Origin of the sequence: Streptomyces sp. NPDC048521 (assembly GCF_043199855.1) — a bacterium.
GTDB lineage: Bacteria > Actinomycetota > Actinomycetes > Streptomycetales > Streptomycetaceae > Streptomyces.
Window position 1 is genome coordinate 138,606 of the sequence record NZ_JBICWR010000018.1, and the last position, 21,442, is coordinate 160,047.

General features: G+C 68.9%; 19 protein-coding genes and 3 pseudogenes. 10 read left to right on the forward strand and 12 right to left on the reverse strand.

Annotation, left to right across the window (positions count from 1 at the left end):
• Positions 1-245 precede the first annotated feature (245 nt).
• The 5 genes from ACGFRF_RS33030 (at position 246) to ACGFRF_RS33050 (ending at position 7,507) form a co-directional block, all read left to right on the forward strand.
• A complete protein-coding gene (locus tag ACGFRF_RS33030; protein WP_393746277.1) occupies positions 246-1,328 on the forward strand; it encodes a multicopper oxidase domain-containing protein in 1,083 nt (360 codons plus the stop codon).
• A gap of 259 nt (positions 1,329-1,587) precedes the next feature.
• Complete coding sequence (locus tag ACGFRF_RS33035) at positions 1,588-1,902, forward strand: hypothetical protein (protein ID WP_393746279.1); 315 nt, start codon at positions 1,588-1,590, stop codon at positions 1,900-1,902.
• Complete coding sequence (locus ACGFRF_RS33040; protein ID WP_393746281.1) at positions 1,895-3,958, forward strand: hypothetical protein; 2,064 nt, start codon at positions 1,895-1,897, stop codon at positions 3,956-3,958. The genes ACGFRF_RS33035 and ACGFRF_RS33040 overlap by 8 nt, the downstream gene beginning before the upstream one ends.
• A gap of 535 nt (positions 3,959-4,493) precedes the next feature.
• Positions 4,494-6,539, forward strand: coding sequence for a glycosyltransferase (locus ACGFRF_RS33045; RefSeq protein WP_393746283.1), 2,046 nt, complete (start codon positions 4,494-4,496; stop codon positions 6,537-6,539).
• A 359-nt stretch (positions 6,540-6,898) separates the two neighbouring features.
• Positions 6,899-7,507, forward strand: a complete 609-nt coding sequence (locus tag ACGFRF_RS33050; protein ID WP_393746362.1) for a TetR/AcrR family transcriptional regulator — start codon at positions 6,899-6,901, stop codon at positions 7,505-7,507.
• Positions 7,508-8,039: 532 nt separating this feature from the next.
• Here the strand turns inward: ACGFRF_RS33050 and ACGFRF_RS33055 are convergent.
• Positions 8,040-8,387 carry a nuclear transport factor 2 family protein gene (locus ACGFRF_RS33055; RefSeq protein WP_393746285.1) on the reverse strand — a complete coding sequence of 116 codons (348 nt, stop codon included), beginning with the start codon at positions 8,385-8,387 and terminating at the stop codon, positions 8,040-8,042.
• A 47-nt stretch (positions 8,388-8,434) separates the two neighbouring features.
• Positions 8,435-9,226, reverse strand: coding sequence for an SDR family oxidoreductase (locus ACGFRF_RS33060; RefSeq protein WP_393746287.1), 792 nt, complete (start codon positions 9,224-9,226; stop codon positions 8,435-8,437).
• Positions 9,227-9,306: 80 nt separating this feature from the next.
• On the opposite strand from ACGFRF_RS33060, the gene ACGFRF_RS33065 reads away from it, so the two are divergent.
• A complete protein-coding gene (locus tag ACGFRF_RS33065) occupies positions 9,307-10,110 on the forward strand; it encodes a MerR family transcriptional regulator (protein WP_393746288.1) in 804 nt (267 codons plus the stop codon).
• A 312-nt stretch (positions 10,111-10,422) separates the two neighbouring features.
• On the opposite strand, the gene ACGFRF_RS33070 is transcribed toward ACGFRF_RS33065, so the two are convergent.
• The 6 genes and pseudogenes from ACGFRF_RS33070 to ACGFRF_RS33095 form a co-directional block, all read right to left on the reverse strand.
• Entirely contained in the window at positions 10,423-10,902 is a 480-nt protein-coding gene (locus ACGFRF_RS33070; RefSeq protein WP_393746290.1) for a hypothetical protein, read from the reverse strand.
• Between the two features lie 143 nt (positions 10,903-11,045).
• On the reverse strand, positions 11,046-11,552 hold the full coding sequence (locus ACGFRF_RS33075; protein WP_393746292.1) for a hypothetical protein: 507 nt from the start codon (positions 11,550-11,552) through the stop codon (positions 11,046-11,048).
• Positions 11,553-11,575: 23 nt separating this feature from the next.
• Entirely contained in the window at positions 11,576-12,646 is a 1,071-nt protein-coding gene (locus ACGFRF_RS33080; RefSeq protein WP_393746294.1) for a MerR family transcriptional regulator, read from the reverse strand.
• A 125-nt stretch (positions 12,647-12,771) separates the two neighbouring features.
• Positions 12,772-12,960: pseudogene (locus ACGFRF_RS33085) on the reverse strand (alpha/beta hydrolase); the annotation flags it as partial.
• Between the two features lie 130 nt (positions 12,961-13,090).
• Positions 13,091-13,183: pseudogene (locus ACGFRF_RS33090) on the reverse strand (hypothetical protein); the annotation flags it as partial.
• A gap of 157 nt (positions 13,184-13,340) precedes the next feature.
• Entirely contained in the window at positions 13,341-14,528 is a 1,188-nt protein-coding gene (locus ACGFRF_RS33095) for an MFS transporter (RefSeq protein ID WP_393746296.1), read from the reverse strand.
• 89 nt (positions 14,529-14,617) lie between these two features.
• On the opposite strand from ACGFRF_RS33095, the gene ACGFRF_RS33100 reads away from it, so the two are divergent.
• Positions 14,618-15,379 (forward strand): DeoR/GlpR family DNA-binding transcription regulator, encoded by a 762-nt coding sequence (locus ACGFRF_RS33100; RefSeq protein WP_393746298.1) that lies wholly within the window; start codon positions 14,618-14,620, stop codon positions 15,377-15,379.
• Positions 15,380-15,788: 409 nt separating this feature from the next.
• Here the strand turns inward: ACGFRF_RS33100 and ACGFRF_RS33105 are convergent, their stop codons facing one another.
• The gene (locus tag ACGFRF_RS33105; RefSeq protein WP_393746300.1) at positions 15,789-16,823 is read right to left on the reverse strand and encodes a hypothetical protein; all 1,035 of its coding nucleotides are present in this window, start codon (positions 16,821-16,823) and stop codon (positions 15,789-15,791) included.
• Positions 16,824-16,835: 12 nt separating this feature from the next.
• Between ACGFRF_RS33105 and ACGFRF_RS33110 the strand changes: the two genes are divergently transcribed.
• Complete coding sequence (locus ACGFRF_RS33110) at positions 16,836-16,997, forward strand: hypothetical protein (protein ID WP_393746302.1); 162 nt, start codon at positions 16,836-16,838, stop codon at positions 16,995-16,997.
• Between the two features lie 137 nt (positions 16,998-17,134).
• Here ACGFRF_RS33110 and ACGFRF_RS33115 read toward each other — a convergent pair whose 3' ends face one another.
• The 3 genes from ACGFRF_RS33115 to ACGFRF_RS33125 form a co-directional block, all read right to left on the reverse strand.
• The gene (locus ACGFRF_RS33115; protein WP_393746304.1) at positions 17,135-18,193 is read right to left on the reverse strand and encodes an LLM class flavin-dependent oxidoreductase; all 1,059 of its coding nucleotides are present in this window, start codon (positions 18,191-18,193) and stop codon (positions 17,135-17,137) included.
• Positions 18,193-18,726: an SRPBCC family protein gene (locus tag ACGFRF_RS33120; RefSeq protein WP_393746306.1), complete on the reverse strand. Its 534-nt coding sequence runs from the start codon at positions 18,724-18,726 to the stop codon at positions 18,193-18,195. Before ACGFRF_RS33120 ends, ACGFRF_RS33115 begins: the two co-directional genes overlap by 1 nt.
• 111 nt (positions 18,727-18,837) lie before the next feature.
• Positions 18,838-19,335: a winged helix-turn-helix transcriptional regulator gene (locus ACGFRF_RS33125; RefSeq protein WP_393746308.1), complete on the reverse strand. Its 498-nt coding sequence runs from the start codon at positions 19,333-19,335 to the stop codon at positions 18,838-18,840.
• A gap of 111 nt (positions 19,336-19,446) precedes the next feature.
• On the opposite strand from ACGFRF_RS33125, the pseudogene ACGFRF_RS33130 reads away from it, so the two are divergent.
• Positions 19,447-20,292, forward strand: a pseudogene (locus ACGFRF_RS33130) (short-chain dehydrogenase/reductase); the annotation flags it as partial.
• Between the two features lie 98 nt (positions 20,293-20,390).
• Positions 20,391-21,284 (forward strand): response regulator, encoded by an 894-nt coding sequence (locus ACGFRF_RS33135; protein ID WP_393746363.1) that lies wholly within the window; start codon positions 20,391-20,393, stop codon positions 21,282-21,284.
• The last annotated feature ends 158 nt before the right edge of the window (positions 21,285-21,442 follow it).

The following is a 21,442-nucleotide window of genomic DNA, read 5'->3' on the forward strand; positions in this document are numbered from 1 at the left end:
CAGCGCCCGTTTTCCAGTCCTCTTCCGCCATAACTCTTGTGAGCCAGTGGGTCGGTGGTGCGATGTGGACCGCATGTGGTCATCCACCCCTCGTCGGTCACAGCAACAGCGCCTAGGAAGCTAGACCTCTTTGCTCGGTTCGCCAATAGGTATGACCGGGCTCGGACGAACTTTGTCCTGGGTGTGGATAAACGCCTTCCATCCCGCTACCGTCTCGAATCCCTTACCACAGTGGGGAGTTCGGCATGGACAGGCGTGGGTTCAACCGGCGGGTCCTCCTGGGTGGCGCCGCCGTCGCGACATCGTTGTCGCTCAGTTCGGAGGCGACCGGAGCAGGCGAGCCGACGGCGCGGACCGCACCGGCCGGGGGGGCCGTCAGACACCTCAAGCTCTACGCCGAGAAGCTCGCCGACGGACAGCTCGGTTACGGATTCGAGAAGGGCAAGGCGACCATCCCGGGACCGTTGATCGAGGTCAACGAGGGCGACACCGTGCACATCGAGTTCGAGAACACCACGGACATCGCGGTGAGCCTGCATGTGCACGGCCTGGACTACGAGATCACCAGTGACGGCACCAGGCTGAACAAGAGCCACGTGGAGCCAGGCGCCACCCGCACCTACACCTGGCGCACCCATGTCCCCGGCCGCCGCAAGGACGGCACCTGGCGGGCGGGCAGCGCCGGTTACTGGCACTACCACGACCACGTCGTGGGCACGGACCACGGCACCGGAGGCATCCGGAAGGGCCTGTACGGCCCGGTGATCGTCCGCAGGACGGGCGACGTGCTGCCGGACGCCACCCACACGATCGTCTTCAACGACCTGCTCATCAACAACCGGCCACCCCACACCGGCCCCGACTTCGAGGCCACGGTGGGCGACCGCGTCGAGTTCGCCGTGATCACCCACGGCGAGTACTACCACACCTTCCACATGCACGGTCACCGCTGGGCCGACAACCGCACCGGCATGCTGACCGGCCCCGACGACCCCAGCCAGATCATCGACAACAAGATCGTCGGGCCGGCCGACTCCTTCGGCTTCCAGGTGATCGCCGGGGAGGGGGTCGGCGCCGGGGCGTGGATGTACCACTGCCACGTCCAGAGTCACTCGGACATGGGCATGGCAGGCCTCTTCCTGGTGAAGAAGCCGGACGGCACGATCCCTGGGTACGAGCCTCACCACCCGCACGAAGCAAACGGGACCACCGGCGCGGCCCCTGATCCCGCGAAGGCCCAGGGAGCGAAGGGGATCGCGACGGACGGGGCGCAGCGGGCGGAGACCGGGCACCAGGCGCCGGGAGCACACGGGGGGCACCACCACTGAGGGCCGCAAGGGGGTGCGCGCCGCGTGTGCCCGGCGGCGTCGGCGTGCAGGGCGCCGAGCCGGCACAGCTGGACGGTGCCACCGCGCTGGGCAAAGGCAGGGGTGAAGGGGTGACCGAAGGGCCCCAGCCCGCCGAGCTGCGTTTCGGCGTCGGCGACATGCTCGTCCAGCGGCGGCCTGGCCGATATGTTCCCCGGCCGGTCGTGGGATTTGCGTCCACTGCCTCAACAATGGGCCATGGGCGCGGCATCATGCCCTCATGGCGACTTTCGACCAACAAGGCCAGAACGTCTACGGGGACCAGAACAACGCCGACACGATCAACGTCAACAAGGTCGATCGGCAGGTGGTGGCCCGGGAGCTGGGTCTGGCCCTGGACCGAGTGCAGTCGATGGACCTGGACGAGGTGACGCGCCGCCAGGTGACCGCGGAGTTGGAAGCGACAGGTGCAGACCTCCAGGCCGGCGAAACCGGCCGTGCACAGGAACGTATGGGCCGGCTACGCGCCATGGGCGGCACACTGGCCGAGATGGCGGGCGCTTTCCTGCGTGGCACCGGAATGCTCGGTGGCTGACGGGCACGGCTGGGGGTCTTACACCGACCAGCGCGGTCAGCACGTCTACGGGCCCCAGAACAACGCCGACACAATCTACCTGGGCCAACACCACCACGCTCACTACCTCCTTACCCCGTCGGTACTCGAGGAAGCAGCCGACGAGCTCGCCAAGGCGGTCAAGGCGCAGTGGCGGGACGAGGCGGGGCTGCGGCGCCTACTGAACCCGGCGCCGCTTCCAGTGCGCTGGAAGCTGAGCGAACGCAAGGTCGCCGGCCGGGTCTCCGCGGCGGTCGCCGAGAATCCCCTGTTCCCGCCGTTGCCGGGTCTGACAGCCGTCACGGACAAGCAGTTGGTGGCTAGCGGCGGCATCGCCGAACTGCACGCCGTGTACGGGGGGCTGGCCTCGGGCCGGCTCCTGCTGGTCGGGCCTCCGGCGGTCGGCAAGACCGCGGCCGCCGTACTGCTGCTGCTCCACGCGATCAGCTACCGAGAGTCGGCCCCTCCGGACCAGCGTGCGCGTATCCCGGTGCCCGTGCTGTTTACGCTGGAGGGATGGAATCCGGGCCCCGAGGAAAGCGCAATCGACTGGGCGGTGGAACGGTTGTCCCGTGACTACACCGCGTTCCGGGGCCGCGAGGGTCAGGAGCTGGCCCGGGAGCTGTTACGAGAGGGACGGGTATCGCTGTTCCTGGATGGGTTCGACGAGGTTGACCGCGCGCGACGCAAGGACATCCTGCGATTCTTGGAGCCCGCGCAATGCCGAGTTGTGCTCGTCTCGCGCTCCAAGGAGGCCACGATCACGGCCAGGAAGGCCTTACTGAGCGGGGCGGTGGGGTTGGAGGTCTGTCCCGTGGATCCCGCCGACGCGGCGGAGTACCTGCTGCGCCCACTGCCGAACCCGACCCCGCCCGCCTGGCAGGCGGTCACCGACCTGCTCCGGGAGGAGCCCACCAGCGTGCTCGCCAAGGCTCTGGCCAAGCCACTCGCCATCAGTCTGTTACGGGACGTCTATGGCCCCGACGACCCGGTGGACGAACTTCTCGACCCCTCCCGGTTCCCCACCTCCCGCGCTGTGGAGGACCATCTGCTCGATCACGTGGTGACGGCCGCGTACACACCCCGTCCGGCAGACCCGCGTCCCCCCTGGTCCCCCGAGACGGCCGAACGGACGCTGCGCTACGTCGCCGCACAGCTGACGGCGGCGGGAACCCGGGAACTACGGTGGTGGGACATCCCCAACTGGGCGGAGCCGAAGGCCCGGTCCAAGGTCACCGGACTTGCGGTCGCCGGCACTCTCCTGGTCGTCGTCATCGGCGTGCTGACACCGGCCTTGGGCTTCTCGATCGCTCTCGTGGTCGGCTCGGCGACGTTGTGCACGGTCTCCCTGGACGCAGGCCGTCGGGTGGCACAGCTCAGAGAGCCAAGGCCGCTGCCAAGCACTGAGTGGCGTGATCTGTTTCCCCGCGGGGCAATACTGGCCGGCACCATCCGCTGGGTCGTCATGGCAGCCGTGATCTGGCTCCTCCTGCAACTCCTGGGCCACGCAATGCCCGTGCCGCTGTGCTTTCTGGCCACTCTTCCCTTCGGGTTCAGCACAGCGCTGGTCCGAGGGCGTGGCGCTACGCTCGTGGGCCGCACCCTGCTCGCCATGGGTACGAAGGCCCCGTACGAGGGCCCGCTCCGGCCGGGACAGCCAGACACCGAGAGCCGACCCGTCGGACCCGTCGATGTATGGCGCCACCACACTCGTGTCTGGCTTCCGCTGGCCGTCATGACCGGCGTCGGCCTGGGGCTGTTCGTCGGCATGGTGACGACGTGGACATTGGACTTCCGGTTCGGTGTGGGCCTGGGCGTCACAGTGGGCATCTGGCCCGTCCTGGCCAACGGAGTCATCAGCAATCTCGCCACGGCCACCGTCATCACCACCGTCCAACTCTCCGCGCGAGAAGGTACTCCCGTACGGCTGTTGTCCTTCCTGGAGGACGCCCGCCGACGCAACCTGCTGCGGGCAGTGGGCCCCGTCTACCAGTTCCGGCACGCCCGTTTCCAGGAGCGTCTCGCAATGCGCCGCTGAGCGGAGGCCGATCGCTGCGGAAGATCAGGGCATGCCCAACAGCGCCATTCACTGCCGTCAGCTTTTCGGGGGATGGCCACGACACCGTGCACAACCGCTATGACGCATTGCAAGGGCCGCGCCGTGAGCGGCCTGCCGGACTGGCGCGAATGCCTGTGTGAAATTCAGTGCGGTGCCGAACGGCCGCGCGGCAGCTGAGCAGTAGCCACTGGGTGGATACGCGTTGCCTCCGAGTGGCAACGGTTGGATACGGCCGTGGCCACGACCCCTGGAATGCGCCCCGACTGGCGACACAAGTGGAATATCGCAGCCACCGCTGCACACCCGCCAGGGTGCTGAAGGGGGTCGCACAGCTGCTGCGGGGCAAGCGGTGGCGGTTTCTCCCCGCCCGATCACGCGGGGAACATCACAGCTACACTCGTGACCCAATCGTGATCATCGGGTGAACAACCCTTCACGGCCCCTACGGATCTAATGGTCCGGACCACGGCCAAGGACGGCGTCGGAGCGCGGCGCCTGGATGGGAAAACACACAGTGAAGATCGCATTCCTGGTTCGCGACCTCTGCCACATGGGCGGCGTGGTGAGCGCTACCCAGAACCTCGCGGGAGCGCTTGCCGACCGGCACGAGGTGGAGATCGTCGCCCTGCGCAAGGTGCGCGACGAGTCGTACTTCCCCCTCGATCCCCGGGTGACCGTCCGGGTGCTGAGCGATCTGCGGCCGCACTCGCCGGTCTGCGACCTGGACGACCCGCTCGTGGAGAAGTGGCCGCTGATCTACCCGCCCAACGTCGGGGCGGAGAAGCCGGTCGTCAGCCGGCTCGCCGAACTGCGTCTGCTGAAGTACCTCGCCACCACCGACGCCGACGTGGTGGTCAGCTCCAGCCCCCGCAACACCATCATGCTGGCCCACGCCCGGGGCACCTACCTCAAGGTCGCCCAGGAGCACTCCATGCCGTCGATCTACGCTGACGACATCAAGGAGCGGCTCTTCCCGGCGTACCTGTCACTGGACGCGCTGACGGCTCTCACGCCCGAGGAGGTCGCCAGCATCGGCGAGCAGGTGCCCGCCGTCCGGGACCGGCTCGCTGTCATGCCCAACTGCGTGCCCGCCGCGCCGGTCCGCTCCCGGGGCACCAACAAGGTCGTCATCTCCGCCGGTCACCTCAGTGACAACAAGAACCACGCGCTCCTCGTCGAGGCCTTCGCCAAGGTGCACGCCCAGGCGCCGGACTGGACCCTGCGCCTGTACGGGCACGGCACGGAGAAGGCGAAGCTGAAGGCCCGCATCCACGAACTGGGGCTGTCCGACAGCATTCTGCTGATGGGTCAGGTCGCCCCGGTCACACCCGAATTCGGCAAGGGGTCGGTCTTCGTCCTGCCCTCCAAGCGGGAGGCGTTCGGCAACGTCCTCGTGGAGGCCATGGCAGCCGGGATGCCCGTCGTCAGTACGGACGCCGACCACGGCCCGCGTAACATCCTCACCCCCGGGGAGGATGGGTTGATCGTCCCGCGCGGTGACGCGGAGGCGATGGCCGGGGCGATCCTGAGCCTGATACGGGACGACGAGCTGCGGGCGAAGATGTCCGAGAACGCCGTACGCAACGCCGAGCGGTTCCACGAGACGGCCAGCCGCGAGCGGTTCGAGGCGATCCTTGAGCGGGCCTTCGCCCGCAAGGCACTGCCCCGGCACGCCACCGCCCGGGTCGACACCAGCGGCAGCGTGCACATCGGCGTCGGCCGGCTGCCCGAGGAGGCGCTCGGTGCCGACCTGGTGCTGCGCCGGGACGGCAAGGACACGGAGGAGCACCGCTTCGCGCTGTCCGCGGACGGCGAGGCCCTGGTGCCCTGGGACGCTCCTGTGCCGAACGGTACCTGGGAGACGTTCCTGGCCACCCCGTCCGGTATCGAGGTGCCGCTGACCACCGACGGCTACGGTTGCGACACCCGCGACCTGCTCGCGGTCGAACTGCCCCGGACCGGAACCCATCCGCTGGCGCTACTGCTGCCCCACCGGCATGAGGACGGCCGGCTGCGGATCCGCAGCGCGCGGCGCGAGGTGCACGCCGAGGTCGGCCCCGTCCAGGTGGACCAGGAGGCCATCCGGGTCCGGGCGGAGCTGTGGGGGGCCACACCGGGACCGGGCGCGGTGGTGGAGGCCATTCACCGTCGGAACAAGAAGCGCGTGCTGACCTTCCCGCTGAAGGCGGAGGGGGACGGCACGGTGGTCGCGGTGATCGATTGCAGGACCCTGGTGGACCAGCACACCGATCAGGAGGGCAAGGAGGTCATCTGGGACCTCTGGATCCGCCCGGTCGGCGGGTCGCCCCGGGTCGCCCTGGCCAAACTCGCCACCGACGTGCTCAAGCCGGCCGACGTGTTCACCTTCCCCCGGCTCGTGATCACCACGGAGGAAACAGAGGCGCCGTCCGTGGCGCGCACAGGGTGGGCCGGGCGCAAGGCCCGGCGCACTCCGGCGGCTACACCCCCGGCGCCCACCCTCACGAAGACCGAACTACGGCCGTACTTCACGGTCCTGCACAGGTTCGCGGTGAAGACCGTCCGTGAAGCTTCCCGTTGATCGCGGACTCCTGGAGACTGGGATCTTGAGGTTCCAGGGGAAGTATCACCAGGTGTGAAGCAAGTACACGAAACGGTAGACCGAGGAGTTCAAGCGGGACGCGATCGCGCTCATCGATTCCTCGGGCAGGACGGTCACCGTCGCCCGGTAGCTCGGCACCAGCTTCCATTCCCTGGCGGCTGGTGCCGGCGGGCGAGGCGAACCGGGGCAGAGGGCGAGTCCGGTGAGCTGACCAGCGCCGAGCGCGAGGGGCTCAAGCGGCTGCGCAAGGAGGTCCGCGCTCCGCAGACCCCGACGGAATCCCAGGCCGCACGCACGAGACCGGGCTGCGCGCCGACGCCGAACGCAACCGCGACCGCATCCTCGCCGCCGCCCGCCGCCTCTTCGCCCGCGAAGGGCTCGGCGTCTCCATGGCCTCCGTCGCCCGCGAAGCCGGCGTCGGCAAAGCCACCCTCTCCCGCCGCTTCGCCACCCGCGACGACCTGATCAACGCCGTCTTCGCCGACCGCATGGACGCCTACGCCGACGCCGTCAGCGAAGCCCTCGCCGACCCCGACCCCTGGCACGGCTTCACCTGCTACATCCACGCCGTATGCGTCATGCAGGCCGCCGACCGTGGCTTCGCCGACGTCCTCACCATGACCTTCCCCGCCGCCAAAGCCCTGGAGAAGCGCCGCGCGGAGGCGTACAACGGATTCCTCGAAGTCATCGCCCGCGCCAAGGCCGGCGGCCACCTGCGCGACGACTTCACCAGCCAGGACCTCGTCATCCTGCTCATGGCCAACGCAGGCGTCATCAACGCCACCGGCGACGCCGCCCCCGACACCTGGCGCCGACTGGCCGCGCACATGCTCCGCTCCTACGCCACCCCCAGCGCACCCCTGCCCCCGCTGCCCGACGCGCCCGCCCCCACCGCCCTCTACCGCGCCATGGTCCGCATCACCCGCCTGACCCCAGGTAACGCATGACCCCGCTTTACGCGGCCTTCGACTTGGTGCACGCCAGCGCGGACCTGACCGGCCGGCCGTACGAACGGCGGCCTACGGTCTTGGAGCGCTGTTCGCGGGCCACGGTCCGGAGGCGCCACTGACGTCGTGCCCGTCGACCACGTCCCCGGCGGCCGCACGCGGCCGACCGACGGGGGCTGGAGGAACTCTACGAGCGGTCGGTGCGTGGAGGCGTACGCGGTGCCGGTGCGTGGAGGTGTACAAAGTGCGGGGCACCACCGAGGCGATCGTCGGAGCCGTCACCGGAGCGCTGCGTTCTGCGAGTGTGATGGTGAGACCGCGGAGCCGTCCACAAGCCGGCGAGGGCCTGACGCACGTACGTCCCGTTGCCCCGGTTCCGTCGATGAGCCAGGGCAACAGGACGTCTGGATCTGCACCATGTTCGTTCAGCGGAGCTGGTGCCGCTCGTCACTGGGCGCAGGAGTGGAGGATTGCAGCCTTCCTGAGAACCCTCACCGATGGTGCGGGGAGCTTCGCGGAAGCCCGGGAACGGCTAGAGAGGACCGATGACGAGTTCGGTGATGCCCGCGCCGTCGAGTGTGAAGGCGAAGTCGAGGTCGGCGACGCCGCCAGGGAAGTCTCCCTCCAGACGCTGGGTCACGTTGCAGTGTGTGCGGTCATGCCGGACGGCGGTCATGAGGGTGGTCGTGTAGGTGTACTCGGTCGACGAACGGCTGAGCCAGCGGCGGATCGCCTCGTGGCCGCGATAGGTGCTGCCGTCGTCCACGACCACCGCGGACGGGGTGAAGCACTCGGCTGCCGCAGGCCTGTCGTCCCGGGCGCGCGCGTCGAGATAGGCCCGGACGGCGCCTGGCAGGTGATCAAGGGAGGTCAGGGGCATGGTCGTCGTTCTCCAAGGCAGTGGGGGCTTCGTCGGGGTCGGTGGGCCTAGAGGGTGGGAACAGTGCCGCCGTCGATCGTGTGTTCGGCGCCGATGATGGCACCGGCCCGGTCGGAGACGAGGAAGGCGACGAGCTCGGCAACCTCTCCGGGTTGTGCGGGGCGGCCCAGGGGGATCCCGCCGAGAGACGCCACGATCTGTTCCCAGGCCGCGGCATGGTCGATGCCCTGCGACCGGGCGATGCGGGTGACGAGGGCCGTGGCCGCTTCCGTCTCGATCGCTCCCGGGGAGACCACATTGACCCGCACTCCGGACGGCGCCAACTCACGGGAGAGGCCCTTGCTGTAAGCGGTCAACGCGGCCTTGGCGGCGGCGTAGCCGAGCGTGGCGTCGAAGAGCGGCAGCCGGCGCTGGATGGACGAGACGTGGACGACGGCGCCGCGGCCCGCCTGGCGCATCGCCGGCAGCAGCGCGCGGTCCAACCTGACCGCGGACAGCAGGTTCAGGGCGATCTCGTCGTGCCAGTGCTCCTCGGTGAGGGCGGCGAACCCGCCGGCGGGCGAGTGGGATCCGCCGAGGGTGTGCACGAGGACGTCGAGGGTGCCGAGCCGCTCGCGCACAGCCGAGACGACGCGGTCGATGCCTTCGGGCGACGTCAGATCGGCGGTGACGAAGAAGCGCTCGTCTGCGGTCGGGGGCGCCGTACGCGCCGTGGCGAGCACTGTGGCGCCCGCCGCGCGCAGACGTGACGCGATCGCGGCGCCGGTGCCTCTGCCTGCGCCGGTGACGAGGGCGAGGCGCCCCTCAAGATCTAGGGCTGGAGATGTCGTGCTGGTCATGCATGTGACGCTGCGGCCTCCCCCGGCGACCGGGTCAAGCCCTCCACCCTCCCCCAGGGGGAGAGTGCACAGTAGGAGGCGTGCTGACCATCGGCGAGTTCTCCCAGATGACCCACTTGACCATCCGGACGCTGCGTCGCTACCACGAGTCGGGACTGCTGGAGCCCGCCCGCGTGGACCCGACGAGTGGCTACCGGTACTACGACGCCGGCCAGATCGCCACCGCTCAGGTGATCGCCAGGCTGCGGGATCTCGACGTGCCGCTCGCGGACGTCCGGCGAGTGCTTCTGGCGCAGGACCCGGCCGCGCGTGCGGCACTCGTGACCGAACACCTGCAGCGGCTGGAGGAGCAGTTGTCGCGCACCCAGGCGGCTGTCGCGTCTCTGCAGCGCCTGCTGCACCCCCAGTCGGCCGGCTTCGATGTCGAGCTGCGCCAGGTGCCCGCACAGCTCGTGGCCGCGGTGGAAGCCACTGTCGCGCACGCCGACGTGCTCGACTGGTACGCGGGCGCGATGGCCGAACTCGAAGCGGTCGTCCGCAGGCCGTCGGGTCCCCCGGGCGGGCTCTACGACAACGCGCTGTTCACCGAAGGGCGAGGGCACCTCCTCGTTCATGTGCCGGTCGACGCGCGCGTACCGACCGTAGGACGGGTCCGGACCATGGAACTGCCGGGCGCGGAACTCGCCGTCGCCGTGCATTCAGGCGCCCACGACACGATCGACGTGACCTACGGCGAGCTCGGCAGGTGGGTGGCGGACCACTCCCTCGCCGTAGCAGGGCCGGTACGCGAAACCTACGTCGTCGGCCCGCGCGACACCCCCGCCGCCGCTCAGTGGCGCACGGAGATCGGCTGGCCGGTATTCCATGTCACCAGCACAGGCTGATCAGCAGTCGCTGCGGCTTCCTCGTCGGCGCGCTCGTCACCCCTGGCAGGCATCACCCCCGGCGCCTTCCCCATGGCCGTCAGCACAGGGACCCCTGTGGGGCCTACGCCTTCGACTGGTGGCTACGCCTTCGATTGGTGCTTACCGAATTCGGCTGGTGCCTACGGATCCGATTGGTGCCTACGGGTTCAGCGCCCGCGTGCTACCAAAAGGCCCCTTCTTCATGCGCGCTCAGCCGCCAACTCTGCCCCCATGCATCCGCCGTGCGAGCACCAGCGGCCACCCGACCCGACAGAGGACGGCTGCTGAGCCTCAGTCGACGCGGGTCAGGTCCATGGTCCAGTTGGTGCGCCAAGTGGAGCCGTCATCGTAGGAGAACGCCTGCTCCCAGCGCGGGGTGTCCGGGCTCGGAGTCGTCCATTCGAACCGGACCTTCACCGCACGGCCGCCCAGAACGTCGTCGCAGAAGAACCGACCGCGGCCGTCGATGAAGGACCCTTCGACGGGCGGGTCCAGGTGCCCGGGCCTGTTGCTGGAGGCCCACCAGATGCGCCAGACTCCGGCTTCCGGATCGAACTGGCGCAGGGTGAATCCCTCAAAGGCGTCGGCCCGGATCCGGTCGATGTGCCCGAGACCTCCCAGGATCGGTTCGGCCTCGGCCGTCGCGTCGAACTCGATCCACTGCTGGCAGGCCGGGTCGGTGACGTCCACGAGCTTGCGGTTGCGTACCCGCCAGCGGCCGAAGATGAAATCGAAGTCAGAGCGCCCGTCGGTGGGTGTAGCAGTACTCATGTCAAGTCCTCGGTAGAAGGTGGCCGCGACCACTCGCCGGCAGCGAACAGTGCGCGGGTGTGCATACCGCACGGCCCCGCACTGACACTCGTTCCGCTGTTGTCAACGCCGCCGCTCGTTGGTGAGAGACGCGTCCATGTGCGTCATGCGGCGGGGCCCGGGGCGGAGGCTCGCTTGGCGGTGTCCCGTCGGGTGATGGCCTCGGCCACCTGCTCGATCGCGGCACGCAGCATGGCACCGTAAGCGTCCTGGGGCAGGCTGGGGGCATGCGCTCTGGCCACGTCGATGTGCTCGGTGGCAGCGTCGAACGACCCGAGTCGGCGGTAGTCGTCAGCGAGGTTGAGGTGCAGGGACGGGTAGAAGCCTGCGATGTGAAGACCGGCGTGATGTTCTCGGACGCGCTGCTCGGTCAAGGCGTCAGCCGCGTCCAGGGCACGGATGTCCCAGGCCAGGGCCAGGGCAGGGTCCTCGTGGAGGTCTGCCAGATGGTGCGCGAGGGTGCATCGGTGCAGCGGGTCGCCGGTGACACCGATCGTGGACCAGAGGGCCAGTAGTTTGCGGCGGGCGGCCTCGACGTCGCCGGATCCTTCGGTGACTGCTCGGCCGATGGCTTCCATGGTCGGGTCGGGGCTGGTGGGGGTGGCGGTCATGGGAGTGCTCCTCGTCATTCTGCTCAGGCGGAGTGGTCGGGTTTGACGGGCATGGCCAGGGTGGTGAGGTCGCCGCGGTCGGCCGAGCGGATGGTGACGGGTTGGTCGGGGCCTCGCAGGTCGAGCATCACGTCGGGGCCGATGGCGGTGCTCACGGCTGGATAGAGCGTGGTCAGTTCGAAGGAGATCCTTAGGTCCTGACCTGTCATGGTGGCCGGGAGCAGGGAGTCGGCGTGCTTGCCGTCGGACGCCAGGACGTTCAGGCCGCGGTGGGTCAGGCACAGCGAGAACCGCTCACCCGGGTGTTCCTCCAGAGCTCGCAGGAGTACATCCTTCGAGACCGTCACCCGGGTGGTGACTTCGGGCAGTGCCGCGAGCATCAGCCGGTAGTCGGGGAACCGTTCCCCCAGCAGCCGGCAGTGCCGGTCCTCTCGGTCCGCCATGCGCAACCAGATTCCGTGCGATGTCGCTTCGACTCGTACCAGCGCGCTGCGGCGGATCTCGGCGACCGCGGTGCGCAGTTCGTCACCGTCGACCGTGGCGGCCCAAGTCGAGGTCGTCGGTTCGGCGGGGACCAGGGTTCGTGTCGAGAGCCGGTACCGGTCGGTCGCGGTCAGCGTGACCGCTTCTTCGGTCGCCTCCACGCGCAGTCCACCGAGTACCGGCATCCCTGGATCAGGTGCGCTCGCGGTCAGGACCTGCTCGATCGCGTCAGCCAGCACCGGTCCTTTCAGCGCGGCGATCGGCCGACGTGGCGCGTCGGTGAGTGATGCCTTGATCAGAGCCGCCTTGTGCCGCACCACTTCCGCGTCTTCGAGGACCTTCGCGACGTGCTCGTCGATCAGCCGGGACGCTGCTTCGGTCTCAGCGTCCAGCACCGCCTCCACAGCAGTGAGGGGCATGGCGATCTCACGGAGCCGACGCAGCATGGCCGCCCGGGCTACCTGGTCGGCGCCGTAGTAGCGATAGCCCGAGGCGGGGTCGACCACGGCGGGAGCAAGCAGCCCGGAGTCGGCGTAGAACCGCAACGCGCTGGACGTCAGTCCACTGCGCTCGGCGAAGACCCCGATCGGCATCAATTCAGAGTTCGGCACCCGGCTATCCTCGAGCTTCAACCAACTCGAAGGTCAACACCGACCAGGTGTCGTGCCCGAGGAAGCCTTCGCTGCTCTCAGACCAGAACCCGGAACATCGCGCGGTGCACCGGATGGACGATGCTTCATGCGACGCCGTTCGAGGGCAGGAGTCGGGCGAGCCAGTCGGTGCGGGTTCGGCGGGCTGGGACCGAGATGTTCGCCTGCGGATACAGGGCGTCGAAACCGTGGAAGCCGCCCGCCCAGACGTGGAGTTCGACCTGGCCGCCGGCCGCCCAGATGCGGGTGGCGTAGTCGGTGTCCTCGTCTCGGAAGAAGCGTGGTCCGCTGGAAACGCCTCAGTCGGTGAGGGGATCTTCGAGCGTCGGGATACGCGGAGACAGCAGTGTCTCCGCGTGCTGCGTGACCATGCCCCCGCACGAGCCTGAGCACGCGTACCTCGTTCTCAAGGCCCGGGTCCTCGTCATCGCGAACGTGGCGGAGCCCGTAGGAACCAGGGGCAACCACCGCCACATGCCCGAATGCGTCAGCCGTCACTCCACGCGTGCTTTTCGCGGACGTTGAGCCAAGGAGCGGCCAGCAGATGTTCAGCGGTTCGGGCCGGGTCTGGTCGAATCGCAGCAGGCGCGGCGCTGCCGGTACGGCCGGGGCAAGAGCCTGTGCGGCGCGGGGTCAGGTCACGCCGCACAGGCGGTCAGGAGGTCAGTTCGACCGTGCGCGGCCGGTCTGAGGGAGTGCGCAGGATTCCGGCCGCCGCGGAGGCGGTGGCGCAGAACAGGGCGGGCAGCAGAAAAGTGTGGTTGAGGGCCATGAGGTGGGTCATCCAACCGATGACGGCGGGGCCTGCGAGCATGCCGATGTAACCGAGTCCGGCGACCCGGGAGACGTTGGTGCCGGCGGCTGCCGGGTCGGCGTGTCCTGCAGCGCTGAACAGTTGCGGGATGCAGCCGGACAGGCCCAGGCCGAACAGCCCCCAGCCAGCCAGTGCCGCCCAGATCCAGGGCGAGAGAGCCACGAGCGTGATGCCTGCGGTGGCCAGAGCCGCACCGTAGCGCAGGACTGCGATCGGCCCGAACCGTGCGGAGACCCGGTCCGCCAGGAGTCTGCCGATGGTCATCGTCGCCGCGAAGGTCCCATAGGCGAAGGCGGCCGTGCTCTCCGGCGCGCCCAGGACGGTCTTGAGGTGCAGGACGCTCCAGTCGTTGGCGGCTCCCTCGCACAGCATGATCAGCAGCGCGACGCCCGCCAGGAGCCAGATCCGTGCGGGAACAGCGCTTTTGTGCACCTCAGGCTCACCATTGGCATCGGTCGCGGGGGTGGTCGGCACGGCGCGCAGGAGGCCACGGGCTGACACCAAGGCGACGATGACGCCGATGCCTGCGGCCGTAGCCAGTGTCGTGGCCGGGCCCCAGCCGATGTCGATGGCCGCGGCGCCGGCGAACGCGGCCAGGACACCGCCGACGGAGAACGTGGCGTGGAAGGCCGACATGACAGGCCGCTGGTACGCCTTCTCCACCTGCACGGCGTGCGCGTTCATGCTGACGTCGAGGGTGCCGTTGCCGAATCCGAAGACCAGCAGGGCTGCTCCGAGGGCCCACGGTTCTTGGGCGAGACCGGGCATTACCAGGGTCACGCTGCACAGTACGCCAGCCAGGGGGACGACGGTGCGTGTGCCGAGCCGGTCGGACAGGCGGCCGCCGACCTGCATGCCGGCAAAGGCCCCAGCCCCCAGCAGCACGAGGAATCCTCCCAGGGCCGCGTGACTGATGCCCACGTGTTCCTCGATGGCCGGGATCTGAACCACCCACATGCCCAGCAGCGTGCCATTGAGGACGAAGTAGACGAATGTCACGGCACGGGCCAGGCGCAGCGCTCTTTCCATGCCGAACACCGTAACGAACAACCGATCTGTTTGATAGCCGGCCTTTCGAACATCTTCACTGTTCGGGGAGAGTAGTGTTGAATCACGGTATGAGCACCGCGGAACGCCACCGTCTGATCGCCCAGGCCGTCCAGGAGGCAGGAACGGCCACGGTCGCCGAACTCACCGGCCTGACGGGCGCCTCGGAGATGACCATCCGCCGCGATCTCGACCATCTGGCCGCGCAAGGCGTCCTCGAACGGTTCCGCGGCGGCGCCCGCACCCTGCTCCTGCGAGGAGACGAACCCCCCTTCGCGCTGCGCGCCCATGAAGCCGTCGACGCCAAGCGACGGATCGCGGCCGAGGTGGCCTCTCTCATCACCGACGGCGAGACCGTCCTGCTGGACAGCGGCACGACCTGCCTGGAAGTCGCACGCCTGCTGCGCGGACGGCAGGTCACCGTGATGCCCCTGTCGCTGCAGGCCATCGCCGTCCTCAGCGACGCCCCCGAACCGACCGAACTCCTGGTTCCCGGGGGCCGGCCCCGCTCCGGCGAGGGGGCCCTCACCGGACCCCTCACCCTCGCCTCCTTGTCGGCGCTGCGCTTCGACACCGCCGTCCTGGGCTGCTGCGGCCTGACCGCCGCCGACGGCATGACCGCCTACGACCTCGACGAAGCAGCGGTGAAGAAGGCGGTGATCGCCTCAGCGCGCCGCATCATCGCCGCCGCCGACGGCACCAAACTCGGCCGCACCGCCCACGCCTACGTCGGACCCTCCAGCCTCGTGCACATCCTTGTCACCGACACCACCGCACCCGCCGACGAGACCACCGCACTCGAAGGCAGCGGCACCACTCTGAAGATCGTCTGAATCGTCCGACTGATCGTCCAGAACGAGGTCCGTAGCCGCCCCGGGCAGCGGATGCTGCAGGCCAGTTCCGGCAGGCCCTGGTGCGTGTCAACACGCTGGTGGTGCAGGGGTCCTGGCCGATTCGAAGTGGGCGGACAGGCTCACCGGCGCGGACCGCCGGGCGCTGTCGCCGCTGTTGTGGGCCCGTATGAGTCCTTACGGCCGGTTCGAGCGGGACATGAGCAGCCGTCTCGAGCTGGATATGCCCGTCCGGGCGGCGGTGCCCGGCCCACGTGCCCCGCAGGCGAACGCAGCGGGGCACTAGCGTGACCATCAGGCTGCGGGCCTGGCCGGAAGCACGACGAGACGCCATTGCCCGGGCTCAGCCCGCGTGCCGAGGTGCTTCGGGCCCTTGCCTGGACCTGTTCGGTTATGGCACGGGGGTCTCCGTGGGCGCGCCAGGCTTTCCCGGGTGCCGGACGGCGTCACAGGCGGGGCCTGCCTCGTCGACAGGTCGGTGTCCACCTGTGGAAATGCGGTCGAGCAGTTCGACGAGCAGGCCGCGCTCAATGACACCGCTGCCGGCGTCAGACCCGATCGCCGCACCCCCGAGCATGTGCGCGGTCTGCGGGATGTCGCCGAAGGCCTCGAACACGCTGCTGAGTGCGACCCCGCCGGTCATCTCCGCGACCCGCGAAGCGGCCCGATGGCCGACCTCGAGGTAAGTCGGTGCCGGACGCTCCGGGTCGGTCTGTGTGACGAGCCGATACCCGCCGGAGCGGCGCTTCTTCGCGCGGAACCGAATCGCGTTGTCTCGCGGTTGCATGACGAGCATCTGCAGGGTGCGCGCACTCGATCCGGACCTTTGGAGCGTCATGCGCCAATCGCGCGGGCTGCTCATGACGTTGCTCAGCCACTTGGCCAAGCGCACGGGGACGCTGCCCTTGCCGGTGAGCATGGTGAACAGGGCGAGCTGCGAGTCGGCGTGAGGCCCGCTCGTCAGGAGCTCGACCTGCGTGTCCCCGTCGAGGAGGAGCCGGCTGCTCGCCGTGACGTCGCGCCACGTCTCGATGTCCTTGGGGAACACCACGCCCAGTACCGTCTCGATGTCCTTGGGGAACACCACGCCCAGTACCGTCTCGCTGTTCGTGCGGACCAGGTCGCCGAGTCGGTTGCTGATCCCAGGCAGTGAGCCACGCTGTTTGCAGTCGGCGAGCAGCTCGTTCGTCGCGACGGTACCGCCTGCGAAGACGACGCCGCGCGCGGAAAAGGTCGACTGCTTGCCGTGGTTGCCTGGCGCGCGGCGGGCGGCGACGATCCGGTATCCCCCGCTGCCGTCCGCAGCGCCGAACGGCGCGACGTCCACGACCTCCTGTTCGGCGATGATCCGGACGCCACGCTTCTCGGCGAACCACAGGTAGTTCTTCGTCAGGCGATTCGCGGCGCCTGTCCGGCAGCCGACCATGCACTCACCGCCGTGTCCAACCTCACGCACGCCTTCTTGCGTCGGACCATCGACGATCCCCTGCACCGAGAGCTGATGGCCCGGGCGCCCTCGATCCTGGGGGAGCAGTACCGGCACATCAACGACAGCGCCGCCCAGCCGCCGAGCGAACGGCTGCTCACCGTCCTGCACTGACAAGGACATTCCGTGCGATCACCCTGCTGATACCGGGCCTGGCGGCGGACGGCGTCAGCGCCCACGGTTGCCGTCGGCCGTGGGCCGGCGGACAGAACCGCACAGCAGCCCTCCTCGGCCGCCTACATGGCGTGTCGCTATGGTGCTGCCGCGGTCTCGATGTCATGGACCAGGTCGATGGCCCGGCCCAGGGTGGTGAGTCGGGCATCGAGAGTCTCGCCGGCGGGGTAGAACCGAACGGTGTCAACACCGGCATCGCGCCACACGCGCAGGCGTTCACGGACCATGTCCTCGGTTCCGATCAGCGTGGTCGCCAGCACCATCTCGTCGGTGACCAGACCGGCCGCGCCGTCCCGGTCCCCGGCCTGCCAGCGGGTCCGGACCTCGGCCGCCACCTCCGCCCAACCCTGGCGGCTGTAGGCGTTGTTGTAGAAGTTCGTGGTCGCGGAGCCCATGCCGCCGAGGCTGAAGGCCAACTCCTTCTTGCGTCCGGCCACCATCGCGCGCAGCGCGTCCTCGTCATCCGCGAAAGCGACCTCTGCGCCCTGGCAGACGTCGAGGTCGGAGCGGGCGCGGCCGGCGGCGGCCAGGCCCTGGTGCAGATGGTCGAAGTACGCCTCCTTGGCGCCCTCGGGCACGAAGCTGGTGCCCAGCCAACCATCGGCGATCTCACCGGTCAGGTGCAGCATTTTCGGCGAGAGGGTCGCCAGGTAGACGGGGATGTCGTACTCGGCACGCATCGACAGCCGCATGGGTTTCGTCTCACCCGGCAGCGGGATCTGGAACTCCCGCCCGGAATAGGAGACCTTGTCGCCGGAGGCGGCCTGTCGCACGATCTCGACGGTCTCGCGCATCCGTGACAGCGGACGGTCGAAGGGCACACCGTGCAGCCCTTCGATCACCTGCGGCCCGGAGGGACCCAGTCCGAGAAGGAAGCGCCCCTGGGAGATCTGCGACAGCGTGATCGCGGCGCGAGCGATGGCCATCGGTGTGCGGGTGCCGAGCTGGATGATTCCGGATCCGAGTAGCATGCGCTCGGTCTTCGCCGCCAGGTAGCCCAACGGCGAGGGGGCCTCGGAGCCCCACGCCTCCGCCACCCAGGTTATGTCCAGGCCGAGTTTCTCCGCCTCGGTGACATAGTCGACGATCTCCCGCCAGTCGCCCCCGGAGGCTTCGATCGTGGTGGAGGTACGCATCAGAGACTCGCCTCGCCCGGGGTCCGGTCCCGCTCGGCCAGCTTCTTGATCTCTTCGAGTGTGACGGTCATGTTGGCCTCGAACTCCCGCATGCGGACGAAGACGATTTTCTGCTCTTTCTCCGGCATGCGATCGATGGCGAAGGAGAGGCCCGAGCGGGCCGGCCCCATCTGCATCCACTCCCGGAGCAGGGTGCCGCCGTCCTGTGGCTCCAACGTGAACCGCCAGATCGCCGTCGGGTTCTGCGGATCCTCGACCGCCCAGGCGAGGACCCTTGGCGGCTCGTACTCGACGATGTGCGACGTAGTGGCCCACTCCCCCAATGCCTCATGCTTGCTCCGGCCGATGAATCGGGCTCCCGGAGCAGGGGCGGTCCTGCCGTCCAGCCATTCGACGGACTGCAGCTCGGAGCTCATGCGCGGCATCAGCTCGATGTCGGACACCAGCGTCCACACTCGGGCCGGCGGGGCTGCGATCCAGGTGCGGACCTCGACCGTCGGCTTGTCCTCGTAGCGCGCGCCCGTCCACTCCATGATGCCGCGTCCTCCCTGCCCATCCGACTCCCCTGACAGCGCCTGAACAGTAAAGTTGCGTAGATAGACTCACTTGTCAAGGGCAGACAGAGGCCCGGCGGAGCCACTGGGTCAGCCCGCGAAACGCTCCTGCACATCCGACCGCTCGGCCAGATGCGATGGATAGCCGGGACCCATCCGGGGGCGGGTGTTGTCCGCGGTCATCGGTTCGCCGCAGGCGGCACACACGACCTCGGCGTGGGCCACCTGCCCGCACGTCTCGTGACGCATGACCACCGGCGGGCCCGCTTCACCGGCCAGCCAGCGGTCCCCCCACCGGCTCATCACCAGCAGGACGCCGTAGAAGTCCCGCCCCTTCGCGCTGAGCACGTAGTCGTACCGAACCGGCTCCGTCTGGTACGGCCGCTTTTCCAGCAGGCCCTCATCCACCAGCCGCCGCAGCCGGTCCGCCAGCGTGGTGCGGGCGATCCCCAGCGACTCCTGGAACGCATCGAACCGCCGGATTCCGTAGAACGCCTCACGCAGCACCAACGGCGTCCACCAGTCTCCGAGCAGATCCATGGTCCGCGCGATGGAGCAGGGCCACTGTGCAAAGGATGTCCGCTTCATGGCAGCCAGCATAGGTTCATCCGGTCGTGAGACTCAGCAGATGGAGAGACGGCAGTCAAGGCGCACGACACCTTGCGCTCCCGGTAATAACGAAGCTATGGAGCGGCCCGCGGCATAGGCGAGAAGGTGGCACGCCTGGCCGCCGCCCGGGGTGCCCGGGTGACCCTGATCGGCCTGGAGCCCGGTCGGCTGCGTGACGTCGCCGATGACCTGGGCCCCGCCGCTTCCTGGCGTGAGGCCGATGTGCGCGACGGCACCGCTCTGCGGTCGGCGATCGATGAGGCCGCGGAGATCATGGGCGGCATCGACCTCGCCGTCGCCAATGCCGGCGTAGTGGCGTACGGAACGGTGCGACAGACGGACGAGGCGTCGTTCGAGCGAGTGCTCGACATCAATCTGAACGGCGTCTTCCGCACCCTCAAGTACGCGACACCCCATCTCGAGCGAAGCCGGGGCCACGTGGTGGTCGTGGCGTCCGCGCTGTCCTTCACGCCGCTGGCCTCGATGGCCGCTTACGGCGCGAGCAAGGCCGCGACCGAGCTGCTCGCCCTCACCTACCGCCAGGAGGTGGCGCACCTCGGGGTCACGGTCGGCCTTGTACATCCCTCCTGGATCGAAACGGACCTCGTCCGGTGCGCCGAGGTTGACCTTCCCTCGTTCCAGGGCCTGCGCAGGCGACTGCCGTACCCGGGCAACGTCACCACGAGCCCCGAACGGGCGGCCGCCGCGATCGTCGACGGGCTCGTGCGTCGCCGCAGCCGCGTGTACGTCCCGCGCGCAGTCGTCGTGACCAACTGGGCCAAGGCGGCGCTGAACTCACCGCTGGTCTGGCCCTGGACGAGACGCTTCGCGGCCCGGGCGGTTCCGCCCCTCGAACGGGAGGTCGCGGCACTGGGCAGGCATGACCAACTCACTCCAGGTAGCAGTGCCCACGCGGCGGAGACCAGGTCGCCCTAGCCGCGCACGGGGCGGCGCCCAGCCACCCGGCTTTCACCGGCCGTGAACGATCGAGTCGTAAAGGCGCGCGCCGGCCTGGTGCGAGGCTTCCGCACGCGATCATCGATCTCTTCACCGATGTTGCCGAGCATCGCGGGACCGCAGTCACCACCGAGGCCATCGAGTTGGTGCGGGCCCTGTACGGATCGGCCGTGGACGCCGCTTCTTCGCCCAAGCATGCGGTGGAGATCCTGGAGCAGCAGCTGGCCGACGCCGACCATGTCTCCCGGCGGTCCAGTGTCCGCGGGGACGTCCTGGGCGATGCGCTGCTGGACCGGACGCAGCGCATCGCTGACCTGGAGACGCGACTCAATCAGCTGGAGGCTGACCGGATTGCGGAGCAGAAGCGGGCGGACGAGCTCGCGGAGGCGCATCCGGATGTCTATGGCCTCATCCAGGAGCGCGACGAGCTTCAGCTGGAGGTAGAGCGGCTCGGTGCGGCTCTTCGAGAGGCACAGGAACAGCGTGCTGCGGCGGAAGGCCGCTGCGATCTACTCGAACGCCAGCTGGACGCCGTCGAGCAGGCCACAACGGCTGCTCTGCCGCCGGGGCGCCGGAGCATGCCCAAGATCCTCATCGTCGATGACCAGCCGGACAACCTGCTGGCGATGACCGCGGTTCTGGCGACGCTCGAACAGGAACTCGTCACCGTCTCCTCCGGCCGAGAGGCTCTCAAAGCTCTGCTCGACCAGGACGACTTCGCCGTCATCATCATGGACGTGCAGATGCCGGAGATGGACGGCTACGAGACCTGCGCTCACATCAAACGCCGCTCAAGGACCCGGGACATCCCCATCATCTTCCTGACTGCGATGGGCGTGGGATCCGAGCACTCCGCCCGTGGATACGCGGCCGGCGCGGTCGACTACATCAGCAAGCCTTTCGACCCATGGGCCCTGCGTGCCAAGGTCGCCGTGTTCACCTCCATCTACCTGGAGCGACACGGGCAGTAGGCCCCCGGACAGACACAGCACTGCCCGATCCCGTACCCGAAGAAGGCACGGGTTCGGGCAGTGCTTGTCGCGGCGCCGGTTGCGGACTCGGCCCGGCTGCCGGGCGCGGCCGGCCCTGACCCTCAACAAGACCGGATCATGATCGCGTCACGCGCTCG